This is a genomic window from Roseobacter sp. CCS2, assembly GCF_000169435.1.
GTDB lineage: Bacteria > Pseudomonadota > Alphaproteobacteria > Rhodobacterales > Rhodobacteraceae > Yoonia.
In genome coordinates this window covers 694,508-712,668 of sequence record NZ_AAYB01000001.1, presented here as the reverse complement: position 1 = coordinate 712,668, position 18,161 = coordinate 694,508, and the positions used below count along the sequence as shown (strand labels likewise).

General features: G+C 55.9%; 23 protein-coding genes. 10 read left to right on the top strand and 13 right to left on the bottom strand.

What is annotated here, in order from left to right:
- The first annotated feature begins 25 nt into the window (after positions 1-25).
- Both serB and RCCS2_RS03635 read left to right on the top strand, forming a co-directional pair.
- Positions 26-901 (top strand): phosphoserine phosphatase SerB, encoded by an 876-nt coding sequence (gene serB / locus RCCS2_RS03640; protein WP_008231402.1) that lies wholly within the window; start codon positions 26-28, stop codon positions 899-901.
- Between the two features lie 42 nt (positions 902-943).
- On the top strand, positions 944-2,065 hold the full coding sequence (locus tag RCCS2_RS03635) for a trans-sulfuration enzyme family protein (protein ID WP_008231400.1): 1,122 nt from the start codon (positions 944-946) through the stop codon (positions 2,063-2,065).
- On the opposite strand, the gene RCCS2_RS03630 is transcribed toward RCCS2_RS03635, so the two are convergent.
- On the bottom strand, positions 2,062-2,436 hold the full coding sequence (locus RCCS2_RS03630) for a rhodanese-like domain-containing protein (protein WP_008231397.1): 375 nt from the start codon (positions 2,434-2,436) through the stop codon (positions 2,062-2,064). The two genes, RCCS2_RS03635 and RCCS2_RS03630, sit on opposite strands and share 4 nt — an antisense overlap.
- 113 nt (positions 2,437-2,549) lie before the next feature.
- Here RCCS2_RS03630 and RCCS2_RS03625 point away from each other — a divergent pair, with 113 nt between their 5' ends.
- Positions 2,550-3,896 carry a TrkH family potassium uptake protein gene (locus RCCS2_RS03625; protein ID WP_008231396.1) on the top strand — a complete coding sequence of 449 codons (1,347 nt, stop codon included), beginning with the start codon at positions 2,550-2,552 and terminating at the stop codon, positions 3,894-3,896.
- Between the two features lie 127 nt (positions 3,897-4,023).
- Here the strand turns inward: RCCS2_RS03625 and RCCS2_RS03620 are convergent, their stop codons facing one another.
- Complete coding sequence (locus RCCS2_RS03620) at positions 4,024-4,710, bottom strand: response regulator transcription factor (RefSeq protein ID WP_008231394.1); 687 nt, start codon at positions 4,708-4,710, stop codon at positions 4,024-4,026.
- Positions 4,711-4,865: 155 nt separating this feature from the next.
- On the opposite strand from RCCS2_RS03620, the gene ribA reads away from it, so the two are divergent.
- The gene (gene ribA / locus RCCS2_RS03615; protein ID WP_008231393.1) at positions 4,866-5,942 is read left to right on the top strand and encodes a GTP cyclohydrolase II; all 1,077 of its coding nucleotides are present in this window, start codon (positions 4,866-4,868) and stop codon (positions 5,940-5,942) included.
- Between the two features lie 23 nt (positions 5,943-5,965).
- Positions 5,966-6,652 carry a hypothetical protein gene (locus tag RCCS2_RS03610; protein WP_008231392.1) on the top strand — a complete coding sequence of 229 codons (687 nt, stop codon included), beginning with the start codon at positions 5,966-5,968 and terminating at the stop codon, positions 6,650-6,652.
- Between the two features lie 12 nt (positions 6,653-6,664).
- Here the strand turns inward: RCCS2_RS03610 and RCCS2_RS03605 are convergent, their stop codons facing one another.
- On the bottom strand, positions 6,665-7,216 hold the full coding sequence (locus tag RCCS2_RS03605) for a pyridoxamine 5'-phosphate oxidase family protein (RefSeq protein WP_008231391.1): 552 nt from the start codon (positions 7,214-7,216) through the stop codon (positions 6,665-6,667).
- A gap of 128 nt (positions 7,217-7,344) precedes the next feature.
- Between RCCS2_RS03605 and RCCS2_RS03600 the strand changes: the two genes are divergently transcribed.
- The 3 genes from RCCS2_RS03600 (at position 7,345) to RCCS2_RS03590 (ending at position 8,948) form a co-directional block, all read left to right on the top strand.
- Positions 7,345-7,839 (top strand): L,D-transpeptidase family protein, encoded by a 495-nt coding sequence (locus tag RCCS2_RS03600; RefSeq protein ID WP_008231389.1) that lies wholly within the window; start codon positions 7,345-7,347, stop codon positions 7,837-7,839.
- A 67-nt stretch (positions 7,840-7,906) separates the two neighbouring features.
- Positions 7,907-8,389 carry an RNA pyrophosphohydrolase gene (locus RCCS2_RS03595; protein WP_037293478.1) on the top strand — a complete coding sequence of 161 codons (483 nt, stop codon included), beginning with the start codon at positions 7,907-7,909 and terminating at the stop codon, positions 8,387-8,389.
- 73 nt (positions 8,390-8,462) lie between these two features.
- Positions 8,463-8,948 carry a hypothetical protein gene (locus RCCS2_RS03590; protein WP_008231384.1) on the top strand — a complete coding sequence of 162 codons (486 nt, stop codon included), beginning with the start codon at positions 8,463-8,465 and terminating at the stop codon, positions 8,946-8,948.
- Here RCCS2_RS03590 and RCCS2_RS03585 read toward each other — a convergent pair.
- Positions 8,928-10,115: a lytic murein transglycosylase gene (locus RCCS2_RS03585; protein WP_156788410.1), complete on the bottom strand. Its 1,188-nt coding sequence runs from the start codon at positions 10,113-10,115 to the stop codon at positions 8,928-8,930. The two genes, RCCS2_RS03590 and RCCS2_RS03585, sit on opposite strands and share 21 nt — an antisense overlap.
- A gap of 130 nt (positions 10,116-10,245) precedes the next feature.
- Here RCCS2_RS03585 and RCCS2_RS03580 point away from each other — a divergent pair, with 130 nt between their 5' ends.
- The gene (locus RCCS2_RS03580) at positions 10,246-10,665 is read left to right on the top strand and encodes a DUF1801 domain-containing protein (protein ID WP_008231382.1); all 420 of its coding nucleotides are present in this window, start codon (positions 10,246-10,248) and stop codon (positions 10,663-10,665) included.
- A gap of 6 nt (positions 10,666-10,671) precedes the next feature.
- Here the strand turns inward: RCCS2_RS03580 and rnr are convergent, their stop codons facing one another.
- The 8 genes from rnr to dapD all read right to left on the bottom strand — a co-directional run bounded on the left by rnr (position 10,672) and on the right by dapD (position 16,915).
- A complete protein-coding gene (gene rnr, locus RCCS2_RS03575) occupies positions 10,672-12,927 on the bottom strand; it encodes a ribonuclease R (RefSeq protein ID WP_008231381.1) in 2,256 nt (751 codons plus the stop codon).
- Between the two features lie 34 nt (positions 12,928-12,961).
- The gene (locus RCCS2_RS03570) at positions 12,962-13,375 is read right to left on the bottom strand and encodes a GNAT family N-acetyltransferase (protein WP_008231380.1); all 414 of its coding nucleotides are present in this window, start codon (positions 13,373-13,375) and stop codon (positions 12,962-12,964) included.
- The gene (dapE, locus tag RCCS2_RS03565; protein ID WP_008231372.1) at positions 13,372-14,514 is read right to left on the bottom strand and encodes a succinyl-diaminopimelate desuccinylase; all 1,143 of its coding nucleotides are present in this window, start codon (positions 14,512-14,514) and stop codon (positions 13,372-13,374) included. The genes RCCS2_RS03570 and dapE overlap by 4 nt, the downstream gene beginning before the upstream one ends.
- Before the next feature lie 63 nt (positions 14,515-14,577).
- Positions 14,578-14,700 carry a hypothetical protein gene (locus RCCS2_RS18745; RefSeq protein WP_008231371.1) on the bottom strand — a complete coding sequence of 41 codons (123 nt, stop codon included), beginning with the start codon at positions 14,698-14,700 and terminating at the stop codon, positions 14,578-14,580.
- A gap of 41 nt (positions 14,701-14,741) precedes the next feature.
- The gene (locus tag RCCS2_RS03560; RefSeq protein ID WP_008231369.1) at positions 14,742-15,464 is read right to left on the bottom strand and encodes a heme-dependent oxidative N-demethylase family protein; all 723 of its coding nucleotides are present in this window, start codon (positions 15,462-15,464) and stop codon (positions 14,742-14,744) included.
- 15 nt (positions 15,465-15,479) lie between these two features.
- Positions 15,480-15,809: a hypothetical protein gene (locus tag RCCS2_RS03555; RefSeq protein ID WP_008231356.1), complete on the bottom strand. Its 330-nt coding sequence runs from the start codon at positions 15,807-15,809 to the stop codon at positions 15,480-15,482.
- Positions 15,806-16,087 carry a hypothetical protein gene (locus RCCS2_RS03550; protein WP_008231354.1) on the bottom strand — a complete coding sequence of 94 codons (282 nt, stop codon included), beginning with the start codon at positions 16,085-16,087 and terminating at the stop codon, positions 15,806-15,808. Before RCCS2_RS03550 ends, RCCS2_RS03555 begins: the two co-directional genes overlap by 4 nt.
- Complete coding sequence (dapD, locus tag RCCS2_RS03545; RefSeq protein WP_008231349.1) at positions 16,088-16,915, bottom strand: 2,3,4,5-tetrahydropyridine-2,6-dicarboxylate N-succinyltransferase; 828 nt, start codon at positions 16,913-16,915, stop codon at positions 16,088-16,090.
- 137 nt (positions 16,916-17,052) lie between these two features.
- Here dapD and RCCS2_RS03540 point away from each other — a divergent pair, with 137 nt between their 5' ends.
- Complete coding sequence (locus RCCS2_RS03540) at positions 17,053-17,898, top strand: TIGR00730 family Rossman fold protein (protein ID WP_008231347.1); 846 nt, start codon at positions 17,053-17,055, stop codon at positions 17,896-17,898.
- Here RCCS2_RS03540 and RCCS2_RS03535 read toward each other — a convergent pair.
- On the bottom strand, positions 17,895-18,137 hold the full coding sequence (locus RCCS2_RS03535) for a hypothetical protein (protein ID WP_008231345.1): 243 nt from the start codon (positions 18,135-18,137) through the stop codon (positions 17,895-17,897). The two genes, RCCS2_RS03540 and RCCS2_RS03535, sit on opposite strands and share 4 nt — an antisense overlap.
- Positions 18,138-18,161 lie beyond the last annotated feature (24 nt).

The window sequence follows — 18,161 nt, the reverse complement described above, 5'->3', positions numbered from 1 at the left end:
CTTTATCATCTTAATGAGGTCCGCCATGCAGGTTGTCACACTGATCACCACGCCAAAAGAACGCAATTTAGATGCGGCTTTAGTCGATAACCTGCGCAATGCGTGGGGCGGCGGGGATGCCAATTGGCTGGCTGTCGATGAAGCGGCGGAATTCGCCATTCCGGTTGCACCAGACAATCAATGGGATGTCTGGGCAGACCTGCAAAAAGGCTGTGTTGATCTGGTGATCCAGCCGCTTGAAGGACGCCGTAAAAAGATGTTGCTGGCCGATATGGACAGCACCATGATCCGGCAGGAATGCATTGACGAACTGGCCGCCGAAGCGGGGGTTGGTGCGCGGGTCGCTGACATCACAGCGCGGGCAATGAATGGCGAGCTGGATTTCGAAGAGGCGCTGATTGAGCGTGTTGGATTGCTCAAAGGTATGCCCGAAGCCATGATCGAACAGGTGTTGGATGAACGTATCAGCCATATGCCGGGCGGCTATGAATTAGTGAACACGATGAAAGCACACGGGGCCTATGCTGCCCTTGTTTCAGGTGGGTTCACGGCATTTACCGCGCGCGTTGCAGCCGCCCTTGGGTTTGACGAAAACCGGGCAAACACGTTGATCGCCGCCAATGGCAAGCTGACCGGAGATGTCGGTCGCCCGATTTTGGGCAAAGCGGCCAAGGTTGACGCGTTGAAAGACATCACATCGCGCTTGGGCTTGTCAGCAGATGATGTGCTGGCCGTTGGTGATGGTGCCAACGATCTTGGTATGCTGGAATTGGCCGGTACGGGTGTGGCACTTCACGCCAAACCGACCGTGCAGGCCCGCTGCGACGTGCGGATCAATCATGGTGATCTGACCGCGCTTTTGTATGTGCAGGGCTACAGTCGGGATGAATTTGTGACGTAGTCGTCACTTGCATCAGGTGCCCATCACACGGCACAAGATGTTATGAACAAAGATAGCAAGCCCGCCACTATTGCAGCCCATGCCGCAGGTGCCATTGATCCGCAATCAGGCGGCGTCGTGCCCGCGTTGCAGCCTTCAACCACCTATTTGCGCGATGCGGATTATGCGTTGGTGCGATCCGACAATATTTATGCGCGCGCGGATTCAGACAATTTGCGCCAAGCGGAAGAGGTCCTGCGACAATTGGAAGGGGCCGCGGAGACGTTTCTGTTTCCCTCAGGTATGGCGGCAATTGCAGCCGTGTTCCGCACCTTGCCGAACAGCAGCACCGTGATTGTGCAATCTGGCATCTATTGGGGCACAACCGCCTGGATCAGGGATTTCTGCGCGCGCCGCGAGATTACGTTGGTCGAGGTTGACGCGGATGATCTGCGCGCAACCTGCAAAACCACGAAAGCCGATTTGGTATTTATTGAGACGCCGTCGAACCCGTGGCTCAAAACGGTCGACATTCAGTCAATCGCTGACGCATCCGATGCGACCCTCGTTGTGGACGCGACCGCCGCAACGCCAATCCTGACGCGTTGTCTGGATTTCGGTGCGGACATCGTGATGCATTCTGCGACCAAGGGGATCAACGGACATTCGGATGTTTTGGCAGGTGTGCTGTCGACCAAAGCCAAAGATGCTGTAATCTGGGGAATGATCCGCGATGACCGCAAGATGGCGGGCGCCATCCTTGGCCCGTTTGAAGCATGGATGCTGACACGTGCAATGCGGACCTTGCCCTTGCGGGTGGAACGCATGTCGCAGAACGCGCAAGCATTGGCAGAACATTTACTGGCGCATATGGCGGTAGATGATGTGTTTTATCCGGGGCTGCCGTCACACAACGGGCATCAAACAGCAAAGCACCAAATGACGGGCGGATATGGCAGTCTGCTGTCCGTGCTGGTCAAAGGCGACAAAGACGACGCTTTGCGTGTCGTTGGTAAATTGCAGCTCTTTCTGCGCGCCACATCCCTTGGCGGTGTAGAAAGTCTGGTGGAACACCGGCACACGATTGAACCGCATACCGGCATTCCTGAAAACCTGATCCGCGTGTCTGTCGGGATCGAGGATATTGGCGATTTGATCGCTGATTGGGATCAGGCGCTGGCCTAGTCTTCGGTGGGGCCGCCCGCTTCTTTCCAGTCGCCGAAACCACCGATGTTGGTGACCTTTTCAAAACCCATCTCTCTGAGGGTTTTGCCAGCCAGTGCGGCCTGCCCACCTGCGCCGCAGATAAGATAAAGATCCGCATCTTTTTGCAACGCCTCGTTGTGGTAGGGGGTCGCCGGGTCGGCGACAAACTCCATCATGCCGCGGGCGATGCGATGAGCGCCTTTGATCGTGCCGGTTTTGTCAATCGCGCCGCTGTCGCGCACGTCCACAAAGACCCCGCCGCCGGCATTATACTTTGCAACGGCGTCTTCGGCGGTTATCCGCGGCACGACAGCATTGGCATCTTCCATGAAGTCTTTGGCAGTTTTCATTTTGAACCTCTTGATCTGGGCAACACAATTGTGTTGCCCTATGTCATTGTTAATAGCCCCGGGCCTGTTGCAGCTCGCAAACTGATCACTCAATGCTGTCACAGGAGCACCCAATGTTCAAATCCGCACTTCAAGCTGTTGCGCGTACCCGCACCAGCCTGCTGCGTCTGGCGCCAGCAAAGATGCTTTTGCTGGGCTATTTGAGTTATATGATCATTGGTTGGGCATTGCTTGCGATGCCTTTCGCCCAAGAGGGTGTCGTCAGCGCGCTTGATGCGTTGTTTATCGCGACATCAGCGGTGTCGACGACAGGTCTTGTCACGGTGGACCCCGGGGGCAGCTTCAGCTTTGCGGGTGAATTGATCATACTTTTGCTGATACAGATTGGCGGCCTAGGCTATATGACCATCGGGTCGTTTACCGTCCTTGCCGTGCAGAACAAGATGTCCGGCCTGCGCACGCATGCTGTCAAACATGCGTTCAATTTACCATCAGATGTGCGCCCTGCCGTATTTGTCAGGGCGGTCATCGTCTTCACACTTTTGGTCGAGGCTGTGGGCGCAATCGCGCTTTATTTTGTTTTTGCAGGGCAGGGCGTGGAAAACCCGGTTTGGATGGCCATTTTTCATGCGGTTTCGGCTTTCTGCACGGCAGGGTTTTCACTGTTTTCAACATCGTTTGAGGCTTTCAGGGCTGATGGCGCGCTGAATATCATCATCGCCACGCTTAGCCTGCTGGGCGCGATGGGCTTTCTTATTGTTGTCGACACGTGGCGAACGCTGACGGGGCAAGCACGGCATCTTGGTTTCACATCCAAGGTCATTGTGCGTATCACCCTGTGGTTCTTGCTGATCGGGACGGTCCTTTTGGCGCTGGCTGAACCGACGATTGCTACCTTGCCTGCCGAAGAACGTTGGCTTGCAGCCTTTTTTCAGGCGATGACCGCATCCACGACTGTGGGCTTTAATACGCATCCCATTGGTGCGCTTAGTGCGGCGGTGCTGATTATCATGTATTTCCTGATGATATTCGGGGCGTCACCGGCAGGAACCGGCGGTGGTCTGAAAACAACTGCTTTCGCGGCCTTAGTCGGGCTTGTCCGGTCTACCTTGAAAGGACGTGACCGTATCAGGTTTTTCAAACGCGAAGTCCCGCTGGTCAAGTTGCAGGCCGCGACAGCGGGCCTTGCTTTTTACATGACCCTGCTTTTGATCGCGATGTTTGTGCTTTTGTTAACAGAAACAGATGCGGCCTTTGAGGTTGTGATGTTCGAGGTGATTTCAGCGATGGGCACGGTGGGGCTAAGCATGGGGTTAACCGGTGACTTGTCCGATATCGGCAAGATTGTCGTTATCGTCCTTATGACCGCAGGGCGCGTTGGTATTCTAACCTTCGGGATCGCATTAGCTGCCCATGATGAAAGTCGCGAGGAAGAGGAAGACAACGATCTGGTTTTGTAAAAAAAAGCCCGGACACAAAGGTCCGGGCAAGTCCAACAGGGAGGTGGAGATATAACCCGATCTCCGGCGGGATTCTTGGGAACCCGGTGATCGTGAGAGGGAGGGCTCAAAATCACCGGGAGGAGTACTACGCCACCAATCTATAGCCACCGGATTCGGTCACAAGAAGGCGCGCATTGGACGGATCTGGTTCAATTTTTTGGCGAAGACGGTAAATATGTGTCTCCAATGTGTGCGTGGTCACGCCCGCATTATAACCCCAAACCTCGTGCAGCAACACGTCGCGGGCGACAACACCTTCGGTTGCGCGGTACAGAAACTTCAGGATATTCGTTTCTTTTTCCGTCAAACGAACCTTCTTTTCGTCCTCTGTTACCAGCATCTTTTGGGCAGGCTTAAACGTATACGGCCCAAGCTGGAAAACAGCGTCTTCAGACTGTTCATGGGTGCGCAATTGGCTGCGGATACGGGCCAAAAGAACGGGGAATTTGAATGGCTTAGACACATAGTCATTGGCACCGGCATCCAGCCCATAGATCGTGTCTGCATCAGTGTCCTGCGCCGTCAACATCACGATAGGGCACTTCACACCTTGCTTGCGCATCAGGCGGCAAAGTTCGCGACCGTCGGTATCGGGCAGGCCCACATCAAGGATCATCAGATCGTAAAGGCTTTCCTTGGCTTTCACCATCGCACTGGCACCATCGTCTGCCTCAAAGACGTCAAAGTCTTCGGTCATCAGCAATTGTTCGCCAAGTGCCTCGCGCAGGTCATCGTCATCATCGACGAGTAGAATCTTCTTGAGTTGTCCCATGACATCCTCCTTCGTTACGAATTAGATTTGTGATTTGTTTACGTATCAAACAACCAGTGGCTTCACCGTTTCACACGGACGTGTGATTTAACGTTCAAATGTTTCACTTTCCGGCGAAAACGACTATCAGTTGAAACAATTGAAAGGTTTGCATCATGGGATTTGCCCCCGATATTACCGAACGACTGGCCCGCGCCCGGGCCGATTTGCGAATGGGCGTCCCCGTCGTGCTGGAAGGCGGTGCCTTGGTTCTGGCGGCTGAGACACTAGACGCTGCGCGATTGGCAGATGTACGCACGTTGGGCGGGCAGGCCGCACTTGCCGTGACAGGGCGGCGGGCAGAGACATTGAAAGCGCGCGTGTATGATGGCGATGTCGCACGTATCGTTCTGCCGCCTGACGCAACCCTGAATTGGGTGCGCACGGTCGCTGACCCGGCCGATGACCTGCGCGCACCGATGAAAGGTCCGCTGCAAACAACGCGTGATGGGTCGGCAGACCTGCACCGTGCCGCGATTGCCATGGTCAAAGCGGCACGGCTGTTGCCTGCCGCAGTTGTTCTTTTGCTGAATGATGCCGCCGGATTTGCAGCGCAAAACAATCTAACGCTGGTGCCGGCTGATGCGGCATTGGACACTGGCCTTAGCCCTTTGAACCCTATCATTTCGGCCCGTTTGCCCCTGGATGTGTCCGAGGCCGGGCGCTTGCACATCTTCCGCCCGGATGATGGCGCAGAAGAGCATTACGCGGTTGAGATTGGCAAACCTGATCGCAGCCAGCCAGTGCTTTCTCGGTTGCATTCAGCCTGTTTTACCGGTGACCTTCTGGGGTCTTTGAAATGCGATTGTGGCCCGCAACTGCGCGGTGCCTTGACGCAGATGGGAACCGAAGGTGCAGGGGTCTTGCTGTATCTGAACCAAGAAGGGCGGGGTATCGGACTGGCCAACAAGATGCGCGCTTATTCCTTGCAAGATCAAGGGTTTGACACGGTCGAGGCCAACCATCGCCTTGGGTTTGAGGATGATGAGCGTGATTTTCGGATCGGTGCAGAAATCCTCAAGCGGATGGGGTTTGGATCAGTGCGGTTGCTGACGAATAACCCCGCAAAAATCGCCCGGATGGAGGCTTGCGGGATCAGCGTCATTGAACGGGTGCCGTTGAAAGTGGGCGAGAATGCACATAATCACGCATATCTCGCGACGAAAGCCGCGAAATCAGGACATCTTTTGTAGAACGAAAAAATGCAGGTCACTGAATGAAGATTTGGTTGCGAATGTTGACCGCAGTTATTTTGGGTGCGGCCGGTATTTTAACGCTGATGTCTCACGACGCCGCCGTTGTCGCAACGCGACCAGAGTCTCCGCTAATCCCAACTGATGAGACGACCCCCGAAACAATCGCTTTGCGCGGGTGTATCGAAGGCATCGACCCTCTCTCTGGCAATGATCTTTCAACTCTCAAACAGATTGCTGCTTGCGATACCTATGTCTTGGTCGCTGAAGACAAAATCAACGCGACCTATTCGCGCGCGCTTTATTTGTTTCATCAAGGTATTACAGATGCGCACCGCGATCAGGCCTATCGGGACTTTACTTACGTAATTGATGCGAAAGAAGATGCCGCCCCCGCATATGCAAACCGCGCCTTGTTGAACTTGCGCCAGCGTAACGCGCCGTTTGAGGCGCTCGCAGATATCAGCGCGGCGATTGAACTGCGCAACGAGACCCCTCGCGCTAACTACTATGAACGCCGTGCCGCTATTTTTCTTATCTTGGCTTGGCAAACCAAAGATGAGGCGCAAGTGTACCAAGCTCTTGAGGATATTGAAACGGTGCGCACGCTTGATCCTGGAAGTCACGCCATCAAGCAACTTGAAACCACCGCAAGCGATGTATTGAGACAGCTGCACTTGGACGCCGGGCAAGACATTCAAGAAGGATAGGATCAATACCCGTTAACTTCGTCTAACGATCCCTGTCGGTTTCCCATCGATGCTTTCTGAATTCCGACGGTTCCAGAAGTCCTCAACCCCATCTGTGCCCATATCAGCATAATAGGGAAGAAGTTCCGCCGGTCCGCGGTCATACGCAAACGACATCACCGGTACGCCCGTACCACAAGATGTCTGCACAAGATCAATGGTCATATCAAAGATCTGCCGACTGCCCGCCATCTCAGGGAAATGGCCAATCGCAGCATCCCAGCCTTCGTCAGCAGGATGCAGTGTTTGTGCCTGTCCATAGGTTCGCAGGATCAGCGCGTCACCCTCAAAGGCACAAAACATCAATGTCATGCGGTTGACGTCGCGCAAGTGGGCTGCCGTTTCATTGCCGCTACCAGTCAGATTTAACCAAACGATGCGATTATCATCAATAATCCGAAGTGAATCCATACCCTTAGGCGAAAGGTTAACCCGCCCGTCTGCGGTAGCTGTCGCCACAAAAAACAGCTTCTGCTTCTCGATAAAAGCGCGCAGCGTTCCATTCAGTTTCTTGGCTGTCGGCATGATACACTCCCCTCGTTAGTTGGAACGTAACATGAACACTTATGCATAGCTATAATGAACTTACGCCATTTGGGTAAGCGGCAACATTGGGGTCGTCACCGCCGCTCCTTTTGTGGTTACATCGTCTTATGAAACAACTCGATCTCGTTCTAACCCCCACCTACCTGCGTTTTATGAACCGCCGCTTTCCCTGCACGATTGGACGCGGGGGGCTGACGCACCGCAAGCAAGAGGGTGATGGCGCCACTCCATATGGCACTCACCGTCTTGTCGGTATGCTTTACCGCCCGGATCGGATGGCGCGGCCTGCTGACTGGGCACTGCCGATTGGCCCGTCTGACCTGTGGTCGGACGATGTGCGCGACGAAGACTACAACATGATGGTTCATGCGCCGCACGCCTACAGCCATGAACGCTTGCGCCGTGCTGATCCGATGTATGACCTTGTGATCCTGACCGACTGGAACTGGCCATATGCCGTCAAAGGGCGTGGTTCGGCGATCTTTATTCATGCATGGCGTGGCCCCGGCCGGCCCACCGCCGGGTGCGTGGCGTGTCGCCCTGATCACCTGCGTTGGGTCGCCGCGCGCATCCGGCATCAGACCCGGCTTGTTATCGCATAACCGCTCGCAATGGTTGTACTCTTGGGTCAAATCAAGAGGTACGCATATGAAACACCAAGGCCCATTTATGACTCCAGAAGAAATTGCCGAACTGCCTTACCGCCCCTGCGTGGGGATCATGCTGATCAACCCGCGCGGACATATCTTCGTCGCCCAACGCAAAGACCGTGATACAGATGCCTGGCAGATGCCCCAAGGTGGTGTAGATAAAGGCGAAAGTAGCCGTGATGCCGCACTACGCGAGCTTGAAGAAGAGACCAGTGTGTCCCCCAAAATGGTCACGATTGAGGCCGAAAGTGCTGGTCTGATCCGCTATGATATTCCCCACGAATTGGTGCCAAATATCTGGAAAGGCCGCTATCGTGGGCAGGAACAAAAATGGTATTTAATGCGCTTTCACGGGCTGGATAACCAAATTGATCTTCAGACCAAGACCCCGGAATTTACCGCGTGGCAGTGGATGGCGGCTGACAAAATTGTCGATAACATCGTACCATTTAAACGAAAGGTATATGAGCAGGTCTTGGCGGAGTTTGCCGCCAAACTGTGAATATTTGAAATAACGGCCAAGGATTGTCATACCAGATCCGTCAAATCCGGGACCCAACAAAAGGATCAGCACGATGAAACCACTTTTTCTTGCCGCCGTCATTGCAATGGTTGCCGGGCAAGGCCATGCCCTTAGCTGCATGCGCCCTGATCCGGTTGAGACGTTTCAGCGACTGGCCGCAGCGCCTGAAAGCTATTTCGTTCTTTACGGGCAACTGACCTTTGATGAGGCGGATTTGCCCGCAGGTGTTTCTATGGATCAATCCCGCGCACCTGATCCGATTGCCGCCCGCTTTGCCGGAAAGGGCCTTAGCCGTGATGGTTTCACAATCGATTACCACAGCGACGCAACCTTACAGGTGACTTGCGCTGGTCCATGGTGCGGCTCGGCCCGCAGCGGGGTTGATGCGGTTTACTTTGTTGAAGCCGCCGACGCCCCGGTCACCATGCAGGCCGGGGCCTGTGGCGGCATGATCTTTGAGCAACCAAGCGAAGCGGTTCTTCAGATGCTCACCACATGCATGCAAGGTGGGGTCTGTTCAACGCAGCCTTTGCAATAATCCCATCGACGGGTGCCCATCCGGCGGCAAACCAACACTGCGCTGATAGGCTCTGATTGCCGCACGGGAATTTGGTCCGATGCGCCCATCAACCCCTTGGGTCGAAAAGCCTCTATTGGTCAGCCGTTGTTGCAATTCGCGTCGTTCAGCGCGGCGCAGACGCCTTTCGTCGGCGGGAAAGGCTGTTTGCAGCGGCCCCGCCCCGCGAATGCGATCAGATAGATGGCCAACACCAATGATATAAGCTTCGGCGTTGTTATAGCGCCCGATCACATCGTAATTGCGGAACAGCAGGAAGGCAGGTCCACCCGCACCTGTCGGCGTACTAAGTGTGGCATCGCCGTAGTCAGGCACAGCGCGTCCATCGACGCCAACAACACCCAAACGGGCCCATTCACTGGGTCGGCGTGTGACCGTGCGCCCGGTCTGACCAAAGTCAAACGCGCGCGGCAAACGCACCTCAACACCCCAAGGCTGCCCTTTGCGCCAACCAAACCGACGGAAATATGCAGCGGTTGAGGCCAGCGCATCGCTTGGATCATCGGTCCAGATATCGCGCCGCCCGTCACCGGTGAAATCAACGGCGTAGGCCTCGTAAGATGTTGGGATAAACTGCGTGTGCCCCATCGCCCCGGCCCATGATCCTGTCATGTTGCGGGGGGCCACGTCACCATTTTGCAGGATTTTCAATGCCGCGATCAACTGGCTTTCGAAAAACTGCCCCCGCCGCCCGTCATAAGCAAGCGTCGCAAGGGTCGAGATCAGAGGCGTATCGCCGCGCCTTTGCCCATAGTTGCTTTCCATACCCCAAACGGCCACGACGACCTGCGGTTCCACATCGAACCGTGCTTCGATCTGCGCCAGCAGGCCCGCATAGCGGCGGACCATGTCGCGCCCGTTGCTGACGCGGGTGTCTGATACGGCGGTCGACATATAGTCTGCCAAGGGGCGCACGAATTCGGCCTGATTGCGGTCACGTTCAATACTGTCTGGCAGGTACTGGATGTCTGCAAAGGCTGCGTTGAAGGTCCGGTCATTGATGCCTGCGGCCCGGGCGCGCCCGCGAAATGCGGCGATCCAGTTCTGAAACCCGGACGCCTGCGCGGTGGCCAGCGACGGCAATGCGATGGTTGAAAGACTTGCTGCGATAAAGTGCCTGCGGTGCATGTTTGCCTCCATTTTTTTGCTTAGCTTAACGCAAATTGCGCGCGGAAAAAGGTATAGCTTCAATGTCGGTCGAAATGTCGCCGAAGAGAACAGGATTTGATCATTGTTGCGCTGATGTTAGGCTATTCACATGATCAAGCAAAGCACACCGCCGTTCGCCAGTGTCGCCGTGTCTGACGCGTATCAGGCGTTGCCTGCATCTGCGCGTGAAGCGGCATTCACTTTGCGCGATCTGATCTTTGCAGTCGCGGCTGAAACGCCCAAGGCAGGACCGATTGAGGAAACACTACGCTGGGGTCAGCCGTCCTACATCACGCCGAAAACAAAAGCAGGGTCTACCCTGCGCATAGGTGCGACCAAGGCCGGAGAGGCGGCGATCTTTGCCCATTGTGGTACGCAGATTATCAGCACTTATGCCGCGACGTTTCCCAATATGGACCGGATCGAGGGCAATCGTGCGGTTATATTCGACAACGCCGACGCCAGCGCACCCGATCGGCTGCGCCTGCTTATCCGGCACGGACTGACGTATCATTTACAGAATAGATAGACCGGCTCACTTACGCGTGCGCTTGACCTTGCGTGCGGTCTTTGCCGCCTTCTTGCGCGCCGACCCGACCTTGCGTCGTGGTGGTTTTCCGCGTCCGCGCGATGGGCCTTTTGGCATGATGCGGTCTTCCAGCGTCAATAGCTCCACGATCAGCCCACCTGTCACGGGTGCGGCCTCTGCCAATTTGACTGTGACGCGCTGACCCAAGCCGATCACCACGCCGGTATCCGACCCCATCAGGGTTTGCGTCTCAGCATCATAATGAAAATACTCACGTCCCAACGTGCGGATCGGGATCATGCCGTCGGCGCCTGTTTCGTCCAGCTTGACGAAGACACCGAACTTGGCGATCCCGCTAATGCGCCCGGTCAGCTCTGCCCCGATCCGGTCTGACAAAAAGGCGGCAAGATAGCGATCCGTCGTATCCCGTTCTGCCGTCATTGACCGCCGTTCGGTATCGCTGATCTGCTTTGCCGTGTCCGTCAGGTGTTCCATATCCCACGCACTCAGCCCATCATCGCCCCAGCCATGCGCCTTGATCAACGCACGATGCACGATCAGGTCGGCATAGCGCCTGATGGGTGAGGTGAAATGCGCATAGGCGCGCAGGGCCAGCCCGAAGTGCCCAAAATTTTCGGGGAAATAGTATGCCTGCGTCATTGACCGCAGGGTCGCCATATTGATCAACTCGTCATTCTCGGTGCCGGCAGCACCCTTCAGCAGCTTATTCAGGTGGGCCGTTTTCAGAACCTGTCCTTTGGCCAAAACCAAACCAGAGGCGGTCGCCACCTCGCGTAGCGCCTCCAGTTTTTCGGGGCTCGGTTCTTCATGCACGCGGAACAGCAGCGGGGATTTCTTGGCAACCAGCGTTTCGGCTGCGGCGACGTTGGCCAGAACCATGAATTCTTCAATCAGCCGGTGGGCGTCCAGCCGTTCTTTGTATTGTACAGACGTGACCTTACCATTGTCATCCAGCACGATCTGGCGTTCTGGCAGGTCCAGTTCCAGCGGCTGACGCTGGGCGCGGGCCTTGGTCAACGCAGCATATGCGTCGTAAAGCGGTGTGATGATATCATCCATCAACGGGGCGGTTTTGTCGTTAGGCTGGCCATCAACGGCCGCCTGCACCTCTTCGTAATTCAATGAAGCGACCGATTTCATCAGCCCGCGATGAAAGGCGTGATCTATCTTGTTACCCGCCATATCAACGCGCATGGCCACGGCCAGACAGGCGCGCTCAACCCCTTCGTGCAGCGAACACAGATCACCCGACAAACGGTCCGGCAGCATCGGCACAACACGGTCAGGGAAATATGTGGAATTACCGCGTTTGCGCGCCTCGCGGTCCAGTTCGGACCCCGGCGTGACATAGTGGGCGACATCCGCAATCGCGACCCAGATGATGAAACCGCCCGCATTCTTTGGGTCAGGGTCGGGTTCAACAAAACAGGCATCATCATGGTCGCGGGCGTCCCATGGATCGATTGTCACAAGAGGCAGGTCGCGCAGATCTTTGCGCCCTTTTAGCCCTGCGGGTTTGGCGGCATCTGCTTCTGCGACCACGTCGTCGGGAAAATGATCGGGAATGCCGTGTTGATGGATCGCAATCAGTGACACCGCACGCGGTTCGGTTGGATCACCCAGACGGGCGACGATGCGCGCCTTGGGCAGACCCATCCGGCCTTTGGGTCCAGCCTGTTCAGCCTCGACCAGTTCACCGTCTTTGGCACCACCCGTAGCACCCGCAGCAACTGTCCATTGTTTGTCTGCACCCTTATCGATGGGCAGAACACGCCCACCTTCCGAACCTGCGCGGAAGACGCCCAAGATACGCTGCGGGTTCGTGCCAATCCGGCGGATCATGCGGGCGGTGTGGCTGTGATCTTCTGTCTGATCGACGGTCAGGCGGCCCAATATGCGATCGCCTGCGCCCAAAGCAGGATCGCTTGAACGTAACATCATCAAAATGCGCGGTTCGGCACCTTCGCCTTTCCATTCCAAGGGACGCGCAAACAGATCGCCATCAGCATCCGCGCCAACGACCTCTAGCACTGCCACCGGTGGCAAGTCTTCGGCATCGCGATAAGAACTGCGCCGCTTGGTCAGCTTGCCTTCTTCCTCAAGCTCTTTCAGCAGGCGTTTCAGGTCAATCCGCGCGGCCCCTTTAATGCCAAAGGCCTTTGCGATATCGCGTTTGGCGGCTTTGGTGGGGTGTTCTGAAATCCAGGCAAGGATTTCGGCTTTGGAAGGAATACGTGTCATGTCACCCGCCTAACACGGTGCGATGCGGGCGTCATCACAACTCTCGGATCATGTCCTGATGGGGGATGCCCGCATCGTCATAAAATGGGCCGGTGGCCGCAAAACCAAGGCGTGCATAAAACCCGATGGCATGATCTTGCGCGCCCAGTTTGGCGTGCGTGATACCATTCTGGCCGCGCAGATAGTCAATTGATGCGTTGACCAATGCGGCACCCAACCCGGTGCCCCGTTGTTCGCGCACCACACAAATCCGGCCAATCTTACCAATCGCACCATCAATCAGGATCCGCGCCGTACCGACCGGTTGTCCGTTAATCACTGCCAGCAGATGCACCCCAACAGGATCAAGATCATCGATTTCATCCGCCTCTGAGATGCCTTGTTCGTTAATGAAGACCTGACGCCGGAGTGCGATACAAGGCGCGTAATCGGTAACGACAGAAATCATGCGAAATAGTCGCGCAAGATACGTGTATAGATGGCCTTAAGCTGGCCAATCTGTTCGACCGCGACACGCTCGTCCACCTGATGCATGGTCTTGCCGACCAGCCCGAATTCCACGACCGGGCAATGATGTTTCACAAAGCGCGCATCCGACGTCCCCCCCGTTGTTGACAGTTCAGGCTTCACCCCGGTCTCGGACTCAACGGCCTTGCCGACCAGATCAGACAAATCGCCCGGCGGTGTGACAAAGCTTTCGCCTGACACACGCACACGCATGTCGACTTGAATATCGAACGCAGCCGCCACCTTATCGGCCTCTTCCTGCATCCATGTGGTCAGATCAGCGCTGGAGTGTGTGTCGTTGAAGCGAATATTCACAGTCGCTTTGGTGTGTGACGGGATCACATTGGTCGCTGGATTGCCGGTGTCGATGGTCAGCACTTGTAAAGACGACGGATCAAAATGCGTGGTACCTTCGTCCAGCACGCGCGACGATAGGACATCCATTAGCCGAGCCATCGCAGGCATTGGGTTCTTGGCGCGATGGGGGTAGGCCGCATGGCCTTGCACGCCGGTCATCGTAAAGAACGCTGTCATAGACCCGCGCCGTCCGATTTTCATCGCCTCACCCATCACGTCAGGGCAGGTCGGTTCACCCACCAGACAAACGGACATGGCCTCGTTATTGGTGGCCATCCAGTCCAGCAAGGCGGTCGTGCCATCAACCGCGTCGCCTTCTTCATCGCCGGTAATGGCCAGAACAACCGCCCCGTCTGGGGGCGTATTTTGGACAAAATCAATCGCAGCGGCGGCAAAAGCGGCGACACCGGATTTCATATCCGTCGCCCCGCGCCCATAAAGATAGCCATCCTTAATCTCGGCCTCAAAGGGTGGCATGGTCCAGGCAGCCTCATCCCCCAAAGGTACAACATCGGTATGCCCGTTAAAGCCAAACGTGCGGTTCGCACCTTGCCGGCCCCAACGGGCATAGAGGTTTGAGACATCGCCGCGATCCACACGCGTGCAGGTGAACCCGCCTTTGGTCAGCACATCTTCCAGCAATACCAAAGCACCGCCTTCGTGCGGTGTGATAGATGGGCAGCGGACCAGTTCAGCGGTCAAAGCAACGGGATCAATTGGCATGAATAAAGCTCCTTTGCGCTATGGCTAGCGGGAAGGGTGCAAGGATGCAATTTTTGAAATTGATCAGGCTGCCAGATAGGCCCAGAACACAAACATTAGAACCAACACCAGTACGACCTGAATGACCATCGCCTTGATCAAGAATTTTGAGCGTTTTGTATCTGCGTCTACGTCGATCTTTTTCATGATCTGACTTTCTTTGTGTGACCCGTCAGCGGGTGCAACACCTATAGCACATTCAGCAGCTGTGGTCTATCGCGCACCACGAAGGTGTGGATCGTAAAGACGACCGCATCGGTGCGGGGCAGCCGCAAAATACACTGCCTTTCTGACCGCACAAATGGCATCTTATCGGTATCGGTTTTCTTATAAGGTTGATGCAGGTCGGCGTCGCCATAACCTAGCTTATTAAAGCGCCACAGGGGGCGCCCAACCTTTACCCCATCAAACAAGCGCTGCACACGGCGCGCGATATTTTCGGTGTATTCAGGAACAGGCGCATGAATGCCAATCAAGGGTTGGTTCATCTTTTCAGCAAGACGCCAGTTGGCCGGAAAACACAACACAGCCCCTGTCAGCACATGCGCGTCGCCGCGTTTTTCCAGCAGGCAAATATCCTCCTGCACAACATGGCCCAGCGTGTATAGTGGCGCGTTCCAGTCAAGAACGACCCTGCGCCCATCGGGGCAAGTGACGCTATCTTTCGCAACCTTGAACCCCTTGTCAGGTAAGAGCTTGAGCGTTTCGGCCAACAGCTCTTGGCCGACCGTTTTGTTTTCGCGCAGCACAGCATCCCGCCGGTCCGCCAATAATTGCGTGCGATAGGCCATCTGTGCGCGATATGCATCATCAACGCGCAGCCAGTCATTCGGACCGCAAGGCATCGTACCGGGTAAGCGCGGATTGCCAGATTGGGCCGCAGGCAGCGCGCCCTGAAGGATCACAGGCATAGCGGGGGCCTGTTGTTAAGCTTTGTCAAAAAACGGCGTCATCTGGGCCACGATTACGCTGTTTTCTGCCAAAGCACGGACCATCAGCGCCTTTTCGTCATCCGAAATATCGTGCCCCTCAGCAAGGCGTTCGTCCAGCGTGCCATACCCCGAGACATCCAAAGGCGCGAGGTCTGCTTGCTTGAGGATCGCGACGGTTTCACGCACCGCCTCTGCCTCATCCACGCCGCTGGCATAGCACATCAATGCCGCACCTGTTGCCTCTGCCGGCAGGCCATCATCGGTGTTTCGGCCCACTTCGACCAAGAGCGTATAGACCTGCTGACGGCTTTCTTTCTTGCTCATTTCGTTTCTTTCTCTTCCCAGCGCGACCGGACTGCCCAGATGGTTGAAACGATGATGACGATCTGTAACGGGGCGTAGATCACCAGCATCAAAACAAGAATCGTCAGGGGCAGGGAAAATTCCATGACATAGATAAATGTCAGGGCGGGTTGCCACAACATCGCAAGCAAAATAGCAATCACGATGATATCACCTGCAACCGGCAACCATGCTGCTTTGAACGACGGGCGCTCGCCCCTCGCGATGCGCTTGCGCGCCAGAAGGCGGCTGATAATCACTTAGTCACGCAGCAATTCGTTGATGCCGGTTTTTGAGCGTGTCCGCTCGTCAACCCGCTTCACGATCACAGCGCAATACAGGCTAATATTGTTTTTGGACGGCATCGACCCTGCCACGACAACAGAATAAGGCGGCACTTCGCCATACATCACTTCGCCGGTTTCGCGGTCCACGATTTTGGTGGATTGGCCGATAAACACACCCATGCCAAGGACCGATCCTTCGCGCACGATGCAACCTTCGACGACTTCGGAACGAGCCCCGATAAAGCAATTATCTTCGATAATGGTTGGACCCGCCTGCATCGGCTCTAGAACACCACCAATGCCAACGCCGCCAGAAAGGTGCACGTTCTTGCCGATCTGCGCGCAGGACCCGACTGTTGCCCAGCCATCCACCATAGACCCTTCATCGACATAAGCGCCAAGGTTCACGAAAGAGGGCATCAACACCACGTCTTTGGCGATATAAGCCGACCGACGCACGATAGAGCCGGGAACAGCACGGAAGCCCGCATCACGCCACTGGTTTTCGCCCCAGCCATCAAATTTTGAGGGCACTTTGTCCCACCACGTTGACCCGCCATTGCCGCCAGAAATCGGCTCCATGTCGTTTAGGCGGAAGGACAGCAGAACCGCCTTTTTAGCCCATTGGTTCACATGCCAGCTGCCGTCGTCCAGCTTTTCGGCCACGCGCAGTTTGCCGCTATCAAGCGCATTCAACGTGTCTTCGATCGCTTCGCGGGTTTCACCTTGGGTGGATGTCGTGACCTGATCGCGGGCGTCCCAAGCGGCTTCGATGGCGGTCTCTAGGGCGGCATTAGACATAGGCGCGTTCTCCGGTCAGATAATTTACTGGGGTATTTAGCGGGGTGGGGCGGATCAATCAATCTATGTCTATGGCGTTGCATCTTGGGCGGTGACGGGCAACTCTGCCGGGAACCGAAAGTCAGGATACAGAATTTATGAAAGACAACCGCCACCACCCGTTCCGCGACAGCCATCAGGACCGCGAAGAGGTCAAGCAAGTCCCCGACACGCCGCAAACGCGGGCACCATCCTATGCGCTGGCCTTTGCAGACGACGATTTTATGTGCCGCGAAGAACTGCGGCCTGTGCGATTGCAGTTGGAACTGCTGAAGCCAGAGATGTTGATGAACGAGGCGGATGTGAATTCGACCATTGTTTTGTTTGGCGGTGCACGCATTCCAGAGCCTGCCAAGAAAGACACCGCGCGCACGCAAACGCTGTCTGATCTGTCAAAGTATTATGAAGAGGCCCGGCGCTTTGCCCAGATGATCACGGCAAAGTCGATGCAAACCGGCGGCACTGACGATGTGATTGTCACAGGCGGCGGTCCCGGCGTTATGGAGGCTGGAAATCGCGGCGCTGAGGAAGCAGGCGGGCGGTCCATCGGCCTGAACATCGTGTTGCCGCATGAGCAGGCGCCGAACCCTTATGTGACGCCAGAGCTGTGCTTCAATTTCCACTACTTCGCGATCCGCAAGATGCATTTCCTGATGCGCGCCTCTGCGGTGTGCGTTTTTCCGGGCGGCTTTGGCACGCTGGATGAAATGTTTGAGGCCCTGACGCTAATTCAGACCGGGCGCATGGAACAGGTGCCGTTTCTGTTGTTCGGCAAAAGCTTTTGGGAAAAAATCATCAATTGGGATGCGCTGGCAGATGCGGGCACGATTTCGGCGGATGATCTAAAGCTGTTTCGGTTTGTCGATACGGCAGAAGAGGCCATATCCGCCTTGGAGAATTGGGAAGGCAAGGGCGAAAAACGCGGGGTTATCCCGGGGCGCTAATGCGCCTTGTGGTAAAGATAGCGATGCCGGTGCCCCGGAAACGGGGCATCAAAGCGGCGCATCAAGCGACTGTAGCTATAGCCAAGATCAGACCCTTTGCAGAACCGCGCACCAGCGGCATCATGCAAGGCCAATCCGCCGCCCGCTTCGCGCAATTGATAACCTTTGCGCGATAACCGCGCCTGTAAATCATCCCAACCGGTCGCATAAGCCAGATCATCCGCGAGAAGCGCCCGCAAGGGCGCGACAAGCCGCTCATCCGC

Bases quoted from the DNA above. Each gene is read 5' to 3' on its own strand.
- serB (WP_008231402.1), top strand. From the start codon at position 26: ATGCAGGTTGTCACACTGATCACCACGCCAAAAGAACGCAATTTAGAT.
- RCCS2_RS03635 (WP_008231400.1), top strand. From the start codon at position 944: ATGAACAAAGATAGCAAGCCCGCCACTATTGCAGCCCATGCCGCAGGT.
- RCCS2_RS03630 (WP_008231397.1), bottom strand. From the start codon at position 2,436: ATGAAAACTGCCAAAGACTTCATGGAAGATGCCAATGCTGTCGTGCCG.
- RCCS2_RS03625 (WP_008231396.1), top strand. From the start codon at position 2,550: ATGTTCAAATCCGCACTTCAAGCTGTTGCGCGTACCCGCACCAGCCTG.
- RCCS2_RS03620 (WP_008231394.1), bottom strand. From the start codon at position 4,710: ATGGGACAACTCAAGAAGATTCTACTCGTCGATGATGACGATGACCTG.
- ribA (WP_008231393.1), top strand. From the start codon at position 4,866: ATGGGATTTGCCCCCGATATTACCGAACGACTGGCCCGCGCCCGGGCC.
- RCCS2_RS03610 (WP_008231392.1), top strand. From the start codon at position 5,966: ATGAAGATTTGGTTGCGAATGTTGACCGCAGTTATTTTGGGTGCGGCC.
- RCCS2_RS03605 (WP_008231391.1), bottom strand. From the start codon at position 7,216: ATGCCGACAGCCAAGAAACTGAATGGAACGCTGCGCGCTTTTATCGAG.
- RCCS2_RS03600 (WP_008231389.1), top strand. From the start codon at position 7,345: ATGAAACAACTCGATCTCGTTCTAACCCCCACCTACCTGCGTTTTATG.
- RCCS2_RS03595 (WP_037293478.1), top strand. From the start codon at position 7,907: ATGACTCCAGAAGAAATTGCCGAACTGCCTTACCGCCCCTGCGTGGGG.
- RCCS2_RS03590 (WP_008231384.1), top strand. From the start codon at position 8,463: ATGAAACCACTTTTTCTTGCCGCCGTCATTGCAATGGTTGCCGGGCAA.
- RCCS2_RS03585 (WP_156788410.1), bottom strand. From the start codon at position 10,115: ATGCACCGCAGGCACTTTATCGCAGCAAGTCTTTCAACCATCGCATTG.
- RCCS2_RS03580 (WP_008231382.1), top strand. From the start codon at position 10,246: ATGATCAAGCAAAGCACACCGCCGTTCGCCAGTGTCGCCGTGTCTGAC.
- rnr (WP_008231381.1), bottom strand. From the start codon at position 12,927: ATGACACGTATTCCTTCCAAAGCCGAAATCCTTGCCTGGATTTCAGAA.
- RCCS2_RS03570 (WP_008231380.1), bottom strand. From the start codon at position 13,375: ATGATTTCTGTCGTTACCGATTACGCGCCTTGTATCGCACTCCGGCGT.
- dapE (WP_008231372.1), bottom strand. From the start codon at position 14,514: ATGCCAATTGATCCCGTTGCTTTGACCGCTGAACTGGTCCGCTGCCCA.
- RCCS2_RS18745 (WP_008231371.1), bottom strand. From the start codon at position 14,700: ATGAAAAAGATCGACGTAGACGCAGATACAAAACGCTCAAAATTCTTG.
- RCCS2_RS03560 (WP_008231369.1), bottom strand. From the start codon at position 15,464: ATGCCTGTGATCCTTCAGGGCGCGCTGCCTGCGGCCCAATCTGGCAAT.
- RCCS2_RS03555 (WP_008231356.1), bottom strand. From the start codon at position 15,809: ATGAGCAAGAAAGAAAGCCGTCAGCAGGTCTATACGCTCTTGGTCGAA.
- dapD (WP_008231349.1), bottom strand. From the start codon at position 16,915: ATGTCTAATGCCGCCCTAGAGACCGCCATCGAAGCCGCTTGGGACGCC.
- RCCS2_RS03540 (WP_008231347.1), top strand. From the start codon at position 17,053: ATGAAAGACAACCGCCACCACCCGTTCCGCGACAGCCATCAGGACCGC.